We start from the raw sequence: 12715 nt of genomic DNA, 5'->3' as shown, positions 1-12715 counted from the left end.
CCACAACAAGGTTCTATAATATACTAATTATCCCAATAATGACATAGAGTTTATATGTTTTTTCTATGAATTATGACAAACTTCGCACATTTGGTTACTAGAGCAGCCTAAATTAAAAAGAATTTACATTTTTTGTCGAAGGTCATATAATGATGCAGTTGGAAAAAATATACACACGGAGGTTTTTATTGATGAAAAAAACAATGGCAGCAATTATACTCTCATTGGCATTATTAGTTGGGATCCTACCCTCAGCAACAGCAGCAGTTGTAGACAACAAAGTTATTTGGCTTGGAGATTATGGTGATAAAGATTGGTCAGGACTTAACCTTACAACTGTCGACGGGAAAACCAATACTACTAAACGTTTATTCAAAGAAGATGTAGTTACATATGCCGTTTCAGGAGATTGGATTTACTTCTTAAGACAGAACCCGGAAGATGAAATTAAAGCCGGAGACATCATGAAAATGAAAAAGGATGGCTCAAAGGTATCTAACGTAACAACTGGAAATGTAATGCAGAATTTTACAATCGAGGGGAAAATACTCTATTTCGGAGGCTATGATAAAGATTACAAATTTCAACTAGGTACGATGAATTTAGATGGATCTGGCAAAAAAATCCTAAAAAAGAATATTGAATTTTGGTCCTATGTGACAACAAAGAATTATATCTTTTATGTGGATACGATGGGAACCAGCATCTTTTATCGGATGAAATGGGATGGCACTGCAAAAACCGCGATATCAAAAGATGCAGTTAGGCCTTATGACGGAGGTTATGCAGTATATGGAGACACGCTTTTCTATGCGGAAACTTCTAAAGATGAAGCTGTTCAATGGTCTCTGGTTGATGTAACGGGTAAGAACAAAAAAACCTTTAAAACCAAAGGTTCAGTCCAACCAATCGCTTATTCGAATCAACAATTCTTCTACGAAGAAACCCTTGTAAAGGGTGCTATGAACCCCGTTCGCACATTGACGAAAATCAAGCGTGATGGAACAGCAAAGAAAACAGTGGCTATCATCGCGACAGATGATCGGTTCATTGGCCAAGTAGGCACAACGTTTGTGTATAAGACTGCAAAAGGTAAAGTTTATCAAATCAGCCAAGAGGGTAAAATCACAATATCCGCCAAGTAGAAATGTTTATCTATTAACAAAAAAACAGGGTAAAGTCTCTTTTTCGGAGATTTTACCCTTGCTTTATTTGATTCCATGCTTGCAAGGTTTCTTTTACTTCTTGATAGCCAGTTAGCTTTAATGGTATGAATATAGTTCGCTTGTTGTCATTGGTTTTTATTTTTATTCCTTTATTCTTATATTCCACAATCATCGTAATCTCACTGCGTTTAATATTTCGATCAGCTGATCCCATTTGTCTCTGGATAATAACATCATCGTAGATCATTAATTCATATGAGCTTAAAATCAGACTCCTTTTCTGCAGCCCTCTTCTCATTCCGATTCCGATAGAAATAAAAACAAGCGGCGCAGAAATAAAGATAGATTTATCCAACCCGCTTCCTTTAACTCCTAAATAAATACCTAGACAACCTGCTAATATTACTATCGTTATTATTTTGGGCATATTTTTTTGCAATTGGGTTTTGACTACTTCCGATGAAAATTTATAATGTGTATTCATTTATGATTGCTCCTTAAATTGGTTTTAATATTTTTTGTAAGACAAAATCATAAAGTTAATAATACCAATTATAACCATACGTGTATATGCATTTTTGAGCTCTTAAAAAGATCGCCTCCTCTCATTGGCCACAATGGCTGAGGGAAGGCGATCTTTATTTTTAAATAACTCATGAATTAATTACTCATTCTAGAATAATTAATGTTCAGCTGGAGCTACCACTGTGTTACCAATCAAAGTGACAGCAGTCTGTGCCAACATTCGGCCATTTATGGATGCGCCAGCACCAACTGTAATGTTAGTCTTAGCTAAAATGATTCCTTCAAAATGTGCACCTGCTTTAAGCGAAACGGTATTGGCCACCTGCCAGAAGATGTTCTTGGCTTGTGCTCCACCCGTTAAAGTAATGCTGACGTTGCTAGCTTGAGTAAGTCCTCCAGAAATTTGGAAAACCCAAACGTCATTTACTCCTCCATTTAAAGTGAGTCCACCTTGATCAATTAGCACATCAGTGCCCCATTTGTATACACCAGGTGTAAGTGTTTTACCACTAAGGTTTCCGCTATATAACTCGGAATAATTAAAGGCTCTCCCAGCTGCATCTGTATAGGCAGTTTCCATATCACTGATTGCTGTAACTAGAGTAGTAGGCGTTGGAACAGCATAGTCTGCAGCATATACACTTCCAGTAACTTGACTGGAGGTTGAGAATTGATTGCCTGCATCCATAGGTAATCCAAATCCAGTAATGCTTGCCGCAGCTATTGGGCTAACTCCGATATCTCCAGTTATATGAGATGATCCTGTGTTAGTGACTCCAGCTTTTGTCAAAATCACATAATTTTTAGCTGTGCCAAGGTTTAAAGGAGAAGGTACTACTGTTGGACTTGCACTTACAACACTAGAATAATTACTTTCCGTACCTGCGATTACTGAAGTTGCTTTGAAATAATACAAGGTATCATTGTTAAGTCCAGTCACATTGTAAGTTAAAGCGGTAACTGTAGCTGGAACATTAATTAAATGATAGTTTATTCCGTTTACTGATTGATAGAGATTATAATAAGTAGCATCTGTAACGGATGACCAAGTTAATCGAATCTGCGAATTCCCAGCATTCGCTGCAAGATTTGTTGGCTCATTATGGACTGTTGGTGTTGATGGTGGTGGAGTTGGTCCAGTCGTTGGTAGTGATGTTGGTCCAGTCGTTGGTATTGGTGTTGCTGTAGGCGCTGGAGTCGCTGTACTTGCGTCTATCATTTTAGTAGGCGTTGTTTCAAAGGTTGATCCCGCTTTAGCAATTGCATTAATCGTTGCACTATCAATCGTACCTTTACCTACTATAGTAGCTACCGCGTTTAGAATTAAGCTGACGATCTTTGCATCGTTTCCCAGATCAAGCTTCATCCCTGTTGAGGTCGCTTCAGCTGTGACCTTTTGAACACTGCCTTCGGGGATATCTACATTAATCTTGCTTCCGACAACATTAAGGTTATCAAAAGTCCCTTTTAAGGTTACATTCGAACCTGCTGGGATTAGCTCCGTTAATTTAACATTACCGAATCCAGCTCCAGTTACTGCTGTTTCTTGTAGGGTGGCTGGAGAATTAACATTTACTTGTGCAATAGTTGTAGTTCCTTCTGCAACAATACGTACGGGTCCATCTTTCTTATCTACCGTTAAAGTTTGCAGAACAGAGTTATTAAGATGAATACTGTTCACACCCCCACCATAGACGAAAGTTTCTCCGATTACGGTAACATTATTCAGAAATGCATCCCCGTTGCCAATTCCTGCAGCAAAGGTAAGATTCCCTTTGATAATCAAGTTTTGCAGTGTAATATCTGCTTTATTAATGACAACATTACTATTGATTGTCTCTGTCCCAGCTGCAGGACCATAAGTTCCTGCAGTATCGTAAGCGACCACTTTGGAAGCAATAGCACGATCCAAGGTTACAACTGCTTCAGCGCGAGTAATTGGATTCGTTGGCTTAAAGCTATTATCTGCTGCATAACCTTTCAATATTTGACTAGCTACAGCCATATTAACTGCATCTTTAGCCCAATCAGCAATTAAGCCAGCATCTTTAAATGTAGCTGCTGTACTAGCTGTCGCAGATAGTTTAAGCAATCTGCCGACAATAACAGCAACCTCTTGTCTGCTAATCGGTTTGCTTGCGCCGATTGTTCCATCCGCATACCCCGTTATGTAGCCTGCTTTAACTGCTTTTGCTACTTCTATATAGGCCCAATTGTCGGAAGCCACATCACTAAACGAAATCGCCGATTCTTCCTTAAACTCAAAAGAACGATTAATCAAAGCAATAAATTCTGCTCTCGTTATCGTATTGTCCGGTTTAAATGATCCATCCTCATACCCTTTAATCAGTCCTCTAGCTGTCCAATCACTAATCTGACCTTCTGCCCAATGGCCTGAAACGTCCGAGCTTACTGCTGCACTAAACACTGTACTGAATGCTGTAAACATTAGACATAATGACAATATAAGTACGATTGCTTTTTTACCTGTCTTTTTCATAAGCATAATTTATTCCCCCGAGTTAATTGATTTTCATCTACATAAATAAAACTAGACCAATACTCTTAAACTATTAACTAGCATTTGAAACAATTCCCAGAGAGTTATGATTCTCCGTAACAATTTATGAATAAACTAAAATAGAAACCGCAGGCATTAGTAGTAACTGCCCACGGTTTCTATCCGTTCTATATGCGATTGTAAGCCTTTAAATTACACTGCTTTTAGTAATAACGGTAGGTACCATCGGCTCCCCTTGAAGCCTGTTACCGCTAGTAACAAACACATCCTTATCCAGAATGACATAATCCAAGCTTGAATCGTTCTCGATCACACATTTCTGCATAATGATACTATTCTTGATTACCACACCTTTGCCAACCTTAACTCCACGAAAGAGAATACTATTCTCGACAGTACCTTCAATAATGCACCCATTGGCTACTAATGAATTGGTTACAGAGGCACCTTGCGCATACTCAACTGGCGGCTCATCCTTGACCTTGGTATAAATCAACCCTGGTTCGAAAAAAAGTGTTCTCCAGATTTGTGGCTTTAACAGCTCCATGCTGTATTTATAATAATTGTGGATGGAATTAATAATTGCTAAATAACCTGTATACTCATATGCATAAACATTTAGATTATGAAGATTCCGAATAATGACATGTCTGACTAAATCATAATAATTTTGGGTCACACTTTTCTTGACTAATTCAACCAACAGGTCCTTCTTAATCACTAGCATCCTCATAAAAACCTTACAGCCCTCATGCTTTAGATGATTTTCGGTCATGCTAACAACCCGGTTATCTTCGGCAACATCTACAATAATCAGATTCGATAGATCCTCTCGAGCGGAATCCATTTGCTTATAAACAACCGTTATATCGGCATTCTTCTGAATATGAGCCTCTACGACTTCGTTATAGTCGATATTACAGATCATATGACTGCTAGAAATGATTACATATTCCTCAGAGCTGCGGGAAAAATATTCGAGATGACCATGAAAGTTTTGCAAATCGCCGTTGAAGCTAGAGGAATTCGTGTCTGCGGGAGGCAGAATGAACAAACCTTTTTGTTTGTGATCCAAATCCCATTCTTTACCTGAGCCCACATGGTCCATGATCGAACGGTAGCTATTATGAGTTAGCACCGCCACATTGCTGATCCCTGAATTCACCATATTGGATAATACAAAATCAATCAAACGATATCTACCTCCAAAAGGAACTGTAGCGGTAGCACGTGAATAGGTCAATTCATGCAAGAGCGGTTGATTTATACTTAGATTAATTATGCCCAACACGTTATTCATTTTATTACTCCTTCCTCACTCTAAGCTTTAATAACTTTGTTATCACCAATTAGCGTTATCTCTGAAGACTCATCCGGATTCCCAATGGTCACATTATCTTTAATTACCGTATTCCAGCCAATAATCGCTCGATGAATCGTCACGTTTTTGCCAATTTTGGTTTGCGGCATGATGATGGAATCTTTAATATAGCTGCCTTCACCCACATCAACTCCGTAGAATAGAACAGAATGGTCAATCTTACCAAACACCATACAGCCTTCATTGACTAAAGAACGATCAATCTTAGCAGTAGCCCCGATATATTGTGGCGGCTGGTTGGGGTTTTTCGTATAGATTCGCCACTTCGGATCATGTAAACGAAAAGGTTTATCATCTGCTAATAAGTCCATATGCGCTTCCCAAAGACTATCAATCGTGCCGACATCCTTCCAATAGCCTTTAAAACGATAGGCAAACAGCTTTTTATAATCAGCCAGCATAGCCGGTATAATATCTTGTCCGAAATCACTATTGGATTTAGGTTTTAGTTCATCAGCCAATAAATATTGTTTAAGTACCTTCCAAGTAAAAATATACACGCCCATGGAGGCCGTATTGCTAGTGGTTACTTTAGGCTTTTCCTGAAATTCAGTAATCCAATCATCTTGGTCTACCTCCATCATCCCAAACCGGTAAGATTCATTTAGTGGAATTTCAATTACAGCTATGGATACATCCGCTTTAGTTTCCTTGTGCTTTTGCAGCATAAGATCGTAATTCATTTTGTAAATATGATCTCCAGAGATTATTAGCACGTATTCTGCATCATACTGCTCTAAGTAATTTATATTTTGATGAATGGCATGAGAGGTTCCTTTATACCAACGGCCGCCATTCTGTTCTACATAAGGAGGAAGCAAGGTAACGCCGCCATTTTTTCGATCCAAATCCCATGAGCTTCCGATTCCGATATAAGTGTTCAACACCATAGGCTGGTACTGTGTGAGAACTCCAACTGTATGGATGCCAGAATTAGTGCAATTGCTCAATGTAAAATCAATAATCCGATATTTACCTCCGAAAGGTACGGCAGGTTTGGCAATTTTCTTGGTCAAATGGCTTAACCGCTTACCTTCTCCACCAGCTAAAAGCATAGCTACACATTCTATTTTCTGCATTTAACTCAAATCCTTTCGTTTAAAATATGAATGCGCTTACAAATTAATAACAAGGTTAAATATAGGACTATTTCTAGTGTATGTCAATATACCTAGTCTAGCACCTGCCTATACAATAAGAGTAAACAAAAAAGAGAAGGTTCCCCCTCCCTTTATGAAGCCGTTATACTATACAATGGTTGACCAATTGAATTTGACTATCTGTTTTTGATTAAGCCCCGAACATCACGGAAACCAACAAACTTCTTGCTATGCGTATCCCAAAGACGAAAACGCAAAGATTGCAGACTAGTAGAGACAGTGATGGTATTTACGGTTTGCAGCAATGGTATATTATCGTGTGCTTTTTCCAGATAATAGTTAGGTACTCTTGGGCTCAAATGGTGAATATGATGAAAACCAATATTGCCTGTTATCCATTGTAGAACTCTTGGAAGCTTATAATAGGAGCTGCCGTCAATGGCTGCTTTTACAAAGTCCCATGATTCTTCTTCTTCGAAGTAAGAATCTTCGAACTGATGCTGTACATAGAAGAGCCAAATCCCGACTGCTCCCGATATTAGAAAAATCGGAGCTTGAATCATCACGAATGCCTGCCATCCAATTGCCCAGCTGAGCAGTACACCAGCAGATACGAGGACAAGATTAGTTGTATACGTATTAATACGCTCTCTTCTCTTAGCATTTTTGCGATTTAATCTATTTTGTATAAGGAAGATGAAAAAAGGACCAAAACCAAACATTACAATTGGATTACGATAGAGATGATAGCAAAACCGAGTCCATACAGAGGCGGATAAATACTCTTCAACAGTAAGGATCCAAACATCGCCTGTACCACGTTTGTTTAAGTTACTGCTGGTAGCATGATGAATCGAGTGGCTATGCTTCCATTTATGAAAGGGAAAGAAGGTGAGAATGCCTGTAATTGTACCTAATATTTCATTAGCAGTGCGATTTTTAAAAAAGGATTGATGACAGCAATCATGAAAGAGGATAAATATGCGGACTAAAAAACCAGAAGCGACGATTGTTAAAGCTAGGGTGAGCCAGTAAGAAATAGCCAAGCTCTGATAAGCGAGAAACCATAATACAAAATAAGGAAAAACACTATTTGAAATTTGTCGAACACTTGCCTTCAAGCATGGTTTCTCGTAAGGAGCGATGTCCTTTTTTAAGTGAAGTGCATTTGGGCTCAACATCTTTCCTCACACCATTCCAATCTAACATATAAGTATTTTTGCGCAACATATCTATCTTATCACGAAAACATTTCTAAAAGCGAAAACTTTTTCCAATTTCCTCTTATTTGGGCTGGTAATTGTAGACATTCTGTAAATCCATACATTTTCTAACAGGAGTAAACATTCGCATAGTCAATAAATACAATTTTTTTGTCCTTATTTAGTCGGATGTTTTTCCTTTTCAGATCACCGCTTTTTTTATCGTGTAAATCTGAAATCCTTATACCCATACTACGAAATGCTTCAAGGATATGGAACACTTGATTTTCATACTCTTTTTTATTGCGAATTATTCTGTTCATTTTCTTCATGATTAACCAACCATGTCCATATTCTACGATTTTACAAAGGTGCTTTTGCAGGGAGGAGGAGACACTACGGTAAAGATTTACCTCGTTTTTGTTGCACGTTATACCTTTTGCTATCTTGGCGACCTTTAACACTAAGCCGTTCCCCAAATCAAATACAACTCTATGCCTTCCGGCTCCTATGTCCTTATATGGAAGCTTTAATTCTTCTACTGAACATTCCTCTGATTGTTCTGAAACCTCAGCTTTTTCCAATTTTTTTATCCAATTTTGAATTGATTTTAATTTCTGCGATTTTAAATATTTGCTCATCTAGTCCCCCTCCTCTATCTATTAATAATATGTGAAATATAAAAAAATGCTTGTACTCTAGTGAAAGGCGGTGACATCCCGTCCCAACAAAAACCCAGTCAAAACACTTTTTTTCGTGTTTTGACTGGGTTTTTGTTTATAAAAATCGTATAGTTTATAACTTTAATTATTATCTGCGAATTAAATTATTAAATCCCCAAGACTTTGATATTTGGAATATCTGGCTAAAATAGCTTTTACCTGCTCAATCCTAGCAACAAGATTACCGGTTAATAGTATAAAAGGAATCTTGCGATGCAGGAGATCGGCGATAATCTTTTTCTGAAAAATAGCTCGATGAACCTCGCCTGATCGATCCTCGGTATCATCATAAGGAATGTCATCCCCGCAAACGAACACCAAATCATATCTTGAGGCTGCAGCAACAGCCATTTCACCCAATTCGGGAAGCGCAGCACCATGATAATCTAAAGCGAACATATAAGTTGTAATAGCATTGGTATCGACGAATAAATATTCGTTGGCTTCCGCCAGCAAAACTTCTTCTTTTGCCAAATGGCCTTCGGCTATCTCCACCAACTGCTCAGCTGTTAACCTATGTTCAATATGATGCTGCTCCCAATAGTCCCGTCCATATTCCGGCATCCAGACCGTCCTATATTCCACTGCCATTCGAGCAGCAATCGTGGTTTTACCGGTAGAAGGAGCTCCAAGGAAAACAACTGACGTCACTAAATCCCGATAAACTTGCGGATGAATAAAAGCTTTGTTCTCATAAGTCGAACCACGAATCACGGTACCTGAGATTGGCACAACTTCACGTTCGCAGTCCACTAGTCGATTAACAGCCCCCAGCGCTAAACCCATATGCTCGCCATAAAATTCACTCGAATAGAAATGGCTTATTTTCCGCTCAGCTAGAATACTAAGCATATAATTCTCCTGAATCCTCTTAACCTCAGGTGAGTCACCCATCGCATTAGGTCCATCCCAAGCTTCAATCACTTCAACAGTGGGATAAAGCTGGCGAATCCACTGGGACCTGACAGGTAAAGGGATCCGCGTAACTTCAGGACTATCATAAATCACAACAATAACCTCATCCATTTCTGCAATAGCCGTTTCAATCAAATACTGATGCCCGCGGTGCAGGGGAGCGAACTTCCCTAAAGTCAGACCTACCTTCTTATCTCGCACAATAAAACTCACCTCACGTGGCCAAGCTTTTCTGATATCCATTCTTCCAACCGAACCATCCTGCAATTGCGATGAATAGATAAATGATATAGAGAAACGCTATTGTATCGAGCCCTTTATAGAAATACATGCCTATCGACAATACATCAACAACAATCCATACCAGCCAATGTTCAAGCACTTTAGAGGATAAGAGGAATTGTGCAATCACACTTAAAATAGCAATAAAAGCGTCAGCATAAGGAATCGAAGCATCCGTATATTCGGTAAGCAAATAACCCCAGCCACCCGTTCCCGCAATAATCAAGATACTCAGCAATATAATCATTTTTGCTTCAATCCGTTTTGTTGGACGTACTTTAGCAGTGTAGCGTTTAGTTAGCCATACATACCAGCCCCAAATGCCTAATACGAAAAAGAAAACCTGTAGTGTCATATCTGCATAAAGCTTAGCATCATAAAAGCTGCAGAAAAAACAAGCTACATTGATCAATCCCATCGGCATACACCAAATGCTCTCTCTAGTTGTCAGCCAAACGCTTAACAAGCCCGTTGTAGTCGCTACAATCTCCAACGCTGTAGATGCGGTAAAATAAGCAATGATCAGCATGATCGCTAACAACCCAAACATAGTGCTCGGTTTATCCATATTGATAGCCATCGTATCCCTCATCTCATTTAGAGATTTTTCAACAAAGCTGTACGAATCTCATTTAAGGTTTGATCCAGAACCAGCTTCCCATCTACAAATACAACTTCTAGCAAATCATCTGTTTGTTTTGCCGCATATTCAGCAGCACTGAGATTATCAATAAAAGTCAGCTCCCCAGCCTCTTTAGTCACAAGCACCAAGCCTGTTTGCGATTTTTTGAAGTGGCCGCTGTCTGTTTTGGGATCCTTGTAAATTTTGCGTTCTTCGCCATTAACGATCGTAAAAGTAGATTTAAGGGCAAATCCAAAGGTATCGCGCGTGTTGTACTGATAAGTATAAGAGCCAATTCCATAAACCATGTTGGTCGAAGCGAAGCCTTTGTCTGCTAATTTCTCACAAATCTCTTTGCAGCGACTAATCGTAATAGCATCTCCATAAATCGCTCCAATGTGAGTGTCCAGCTGCTTGAATCCTTTATCCGTTGTAGTTCCACCAAAGATCTCCCAAAGAATTTCAATAACCCCTTTACGTTCAGAGTCGTTGGTAGAATCCGGATCACCGCAGATGATTTTCACAGGATCTCCACTGTCCGGTCGAATTACAACCTTGCCATCTCTCCTCAGAATATCTTCTTTAAGACCTCTAATTACTACATTTAGCACACTCCATAAATCCCATGTATCCGAAACAATCGAAACAAAGCCGCTTGGATAAACCTCGTTAATTAGATACTTATAAGATGCCATTTCATCTGTTCCATGAGCGCACATCACGCTATGCTCTGTAGCTGGAATCGAGGTTCCTACTAATTCTTTTTCAATATTGGCATTATAGAAATCTTCGAGATAGAGGATAGCAGGGATCGAATCCGTTCCTGTAAAAGAAATCAAATGACCAGCCCCACTGCTTTTGGCAGCTTCCAATGAGCTCATTCCACGCATCGAGAAATCATGTCCTTGAAAAGGGACAATCGAAGTATCTCCATTGGTTTTAAGCGCAAACTCTTCGAGGATTTTACGATACTCAAATGCCAAAGTAGCACTTGTCGTAGGCATCCAAAGCTGGCAAGACATCAAGGTTTCTAGGTAATTCGTCAGCCAGAAGAATTCCGGCTGGGTATTCTCAATAGTCAGCATAGGCACTTTGATCGGTACCAAAGTTCCTTCTTTAATCGCTTTTATTTTAATTGGCAAATATCCTAAATCATGTAATTCTTCAATATGCGAAGCATCTGGATTCACGACTGCAAGAGCGTAGTGCAGCACTCTTTTATATTCATTTACGACTTCATCCCTATTTCTTGCAAAGAAATGCTCATCGAAATATTGGATTAAATATTCTTTAATGAACGATTGAAAACCGAAAGCGACAACATGGTCAATCTCTTCAAGCCGGCTGGTGCGTGCGGTCCAAGTGGAATAGACTAGTTCTGTTCCTTTTGGGTATTGATTCTTATGGCTGACCTTGTAAAAATCACAGAGAAGCGTGGCTGGATAAACGAATTTTTGTGTCATTATTTAATACCTCCAATTTCGTATATATGAATTTTTTTGTGTTCGGATTCTTCTAGCATCGTATTTGTGGTAAAAACCTGATCAATTAAATCGGTTTCTAGTATTTTGCCTTTGTAGATCGATTTCTCACAATGTCCAACAAGCAGGTAAACCTTATCTGCCCCAGCTTCCTTAAGCTTTTCAGCACTCATCATAAAAGTACCGCCATAAGAGCAAAGATCATCAACAATAATCACTTTAAAGTTTTTATGGTCTACATGCCCAACAATATCTAATTTCTTAATTTCTCCCGTTTGAAAATCTCTTACCTTAAAACCCACCAGCTGCTTATAGCCCTTCACTTTGCTATAGCGTTTTTGGGCACCGGCATCCGGGAAAAATAAGTAATCCTGCTCTATGTTAAAACCAGTTTCAGCAATAACTCGAATCAATAGCTCAATGGATGGATATTTAGCTGTGCTTTTATTGATTAAGGCAAGCGAAACGTCCGAATGAGGCTCGATCAAAGTCACCTTCTCGAAGCTTAGAGAATTAATAAAATTCGCCACATATTTTAAAGTGAAAACAGATGAACCCTCTACGCGATCCATTCGACTATAGGGCATGTAGTAAATGATAAGTGCTGCCTTTAGATTGCGATCATCCAAATAATTCTTAATAAACATCAGCTTGATTAAATCACTGTCATTCTCGTATTTAAAGGCCACTTTATTGAAATCAGCAGCGAGAGCTAGGATTTGATCACCATCGACCAAGGTTTCGCCATTCGGAAAAAGCTTAAACACTAATTTAGTACCATTTAACAAAATCATGTTT

Annotated in this window: 11 protein-coding genes; 1 reads left to right on the top strand and 10 read right to left on the bottom strand. The window is 38.9% G+C overall.

Annotation, left to right across the window (positions count from 1 at the left end; translation table 11 throughout):
* The first annotated feature begins 191 nt into the window (after positions 1–191).
* Positions 192–1145, top strand: a complete 954-nt coding sequence (locus EHS13_RS12585) for a DUF5050 domain-containing protein (RefSeq protein ID WP_162463089.1) — start codon at positions 192–194, stop codon at positions 1143–1145.
* 52 nt (positions 1146–1197) lie between these two features.
* Here EHS13_RS12585 and EHS13_RS12580 read toward each other — a convergent pair whose 3' ends face one another.
* The 10 genes from EHS13_RS12580 to EHS13_RS12535 form a co-directional block, all read right to left on the bottom strand.
* A complete protein-coding gene (locus EHS13_RS12580) occupies positions 1198–1650 on the bottom strand; it encodes a hypothetical protein (RefSeq protein WP_155700685.1) in 453 nt (150 codons plus the stop codon).
* Positions 1651–1848: 198 nt separating this feature from the next.
* Positions 1849–4197, bottom strand: coding sequence for an ice-binding family protein (locus EHS13_RS12575; protein WP_155700684.1), 2349 nt, complete (start codon positions 4195–4197; stop codon positions 1849–1851).
* Positions 4198–4399: 202 nt separating this feature from the next.
* Positions 4400–5512: a glucose-1-phosphate adenylyltransferase subunit GlgD gene (gene glgD / locus EHS13_RS12570; protein ID WP_155700683.1), complete on the bottom strand. Its 1113-nt coding sequence runs from the start codon at positions 5510–5512 to the stop codon at positions 4400–4402.
* Positions 5513–5532: 20 nt separating this feature from the next.
* A complete protein-coding gene (locus EHS13_RS12565) occupies positions 5533–6672 on the bottom strand; it encodes a glucose-1-phosphate adenylyltransferase (RefSeq protein ID WP_155700682.1) in 1140 nt (379 codons plus the stop codon).
* Between the two features lie 197 nt (positions 6673–6869).
* Positions 6870–7874 carry a Delta(5) desaturase DesA gene (locus EHS13_RS12560; protein WP_155700681.1) on the bottom strand — a complete coding sequence of 335 codons (1005 nt, stop codon included), beginning with the start codon at positions 7872–7874 and terminating at the stop codon, positions 6870–6872.
* Between the two features lie 149 nt (positions 7875–8023).
* On the bottom strand, positions 8024–8536 hold the full coding sequence (locus tag EHS13_RS12555) for a hypothetical protein (protein ID WP_155700680.1): 513 nt from the start codon (positions 8534–8536) through the stop codon (positions 8024–8026).
* A 180-nt stretch (positions 8537–8716) separates the two neighbouring features.
* Positions 8717–9775, bottom strand: coding sequence for an AAA family ATPase (locus EHS13_RS12550; protein ID WP_155700679.1), 1059 nt, complete (start codon positions 9773–9775; stop codon positions 8717–8719).
* Positions 9747–10394, bottom strand: a complete 648-nt coding sequence (gene pnuC / locus EHS13_RS12545; RefSeq protein ID WP_227013913.1) for a nicotinamide riboside transporter PnuC — start codon at positions 10392–10394, stop codon at positions 9747–9749. The genes EHS13_RS12550 and pnuC overlap by 29 nt, the downstream gene beginning before the upstream one ends.
* 17 nt (positions 10395–10411) lie before the next feature.
* On the bottom strand, positions 10412–11899 hold the full coding sequence (locus tag EHS13_RS12540; RefSeq protein ID WP_155700678.1) for a nicotinate phosphoribosyltransferase: 1488 nt from the start codon (positions 11897–11899) through the stop codon (positions 10412–10414).
* On the bottom strand, positions 11899–12711 hold the full coding sequence (locus EHS13_RS12535; RefSeq protein WP_155700677.1) for a ribose-phosphate diphosphokinase: 813 nt from the start codon (positions 12709–12711) through the stop codon (positions 11899–11901). Before EHS13_RS12535 ends, EHS13_RS12540 begins: the two co-directional genes overlap by 1 nt.
* Between the last annotated feature and the right edge of the window lie 4 nt (positions 12712–12715).

Source organism: Paenibacillus psychroresistens (genome assembly GCF_009728935.1).
In the GTDB taxonomy this organism is placed as follows: Bacteria; Bacillota; Bacilli; order Paenibacillales; family NBRC-103111; genus Paenibacillus_AC; species Paenibacillus_AC psychroresistens.
This window is presented reverse-complemented; position numbering and strand designations above follow the sequence as displayed.

Bases quoted from the DNA above. Each gene is read 5' to 3' on its own strand.
- EHS13_RS12565 (WP_155700682.1), bottom strand. From the start codon at position 6,672: ATGCAGAAAATAGAATGTGTAGCTATGCTTTTAGCTGGTGGAGAAGGT.
- EHS13_RS12575 (WP_155700684.1), bottom strand. From the start codon at position 4,197: ATGCTTATGAAAAAGACAGGTAAAAAAGCAATCGTACTTATATTGTCA.
- glgD (WP_155700683.1), bottom strand. From the start codon at position 5,512: ATGAATAACGTGTTGGGCATAATTAATCTAAGTATAAATCAACCGCTC.
- EHS13_RS12580 (WP_155700685.1), bottom strand. From the start codon at position 1,650: ATGAATACACATTATAAATTTTCATCGGAAGTAGTCAAAACCCAATTG.
- EHS13_RS12555 (WP_155700680.1), bottom strand. From the start codon at position 8,536: ATGAGCAAATATTTAAAATCGCAGAAATTAAAATCAATTCAAAATTGG.
- EHS13_RS12535 (WP_155700677.1), bottom strand. From the start codon at position 12,711: ATGATTTTGTTAAATGGTACTAAATTAGTGTTTAAGCTTTTTCCGAAT.
- EHS13_RS12540 (WP_155700678.1), bottom strand. From the start codon at position 11,899: ATGACACAAAAATTCGTTTATCCAGCCACGCTTCTCTGTGATTTTTAC.
- EHS13_RS12550 (WP_155700679.1), bottom strand. From the start codon at position 9,775: ATGGATATCAGAAAAGCTTGGCCACGTGAGGTGAGTTTTATTGTGCGA.
- EHS13_RS12560 (WP_155700681.1), bottom strand. From the start codon at position 7,874: ATGTTGAGCCCAAATGCACTTCACTTAAAAAAGGACATCGCTCCTTAC.
- EHS13_RS12585 (WP_162463089.1), top strand. From the start codon at position 192: ATGAAAAAAACAATGGCAGCAATTATACTCTCATTGGCATTATTAGTT.
- pnuC (WP_227013913.1), bottom strand. From the start codon at position 10,394: ATGGCTATCAATATGGATAAACCGAGCACTATGTTTGGGTTGTTAGCG.